Origin of the sequence: Desulfopila sp. IMCC35006, assembly GCF_005116645.1 — a bacterium.
GTDB lineage: Bacteria > Desulfobacterota > Desulfobulbia > Desulfobulbales > Desulfocapsaceae > Desulforhopalus_A.
The window spans coordinates 1-250 of record NZ_SWCM01000091.1; the positions used below are offsets into that span (position 1 = coordinate 1).

Annotated in this window: 1 protein-coding gene; it reads right to left on the reverse strand. The window is 38.4% G+C overall.

All coding sequences use genetic code 11. The features are described 5' to 3' along the window. Nucleotides 1–235 (reverse strand): hypothetical protein (locus FCL47_RS24975; RefSeq protein WP_205747438.1); only part of this gene is annotated, 235 nt, incomplete at its 3' end. Between the last annotated feature and the right edge of the window lie 15 nt (nucleotides 236–250).

Below are 250 nucleotides of genomic sequence, written 5' to 3' on the forward strand. Positions count from 1 at the left end.
ACGCCACAAGGGATAATCTGGAAGCCATAGTGGTTGGAAAAATCCAGAAACTTTGGATTAAAAACAGGATCTTGACCAGTGATTCTCTGCAGCACTGCCGACTTGAGATTATCCACCATGATTTTAGCCCATGTTTAACAAGATCAGTGCAAAACCCATCTTTTTTTGCTCCCTTGCGCAAAAAATATTCAATAATTTCAAATTCAGTTGTGTTAGGATTCAATTGTAGTGCCATAATTACTCTTTGAGC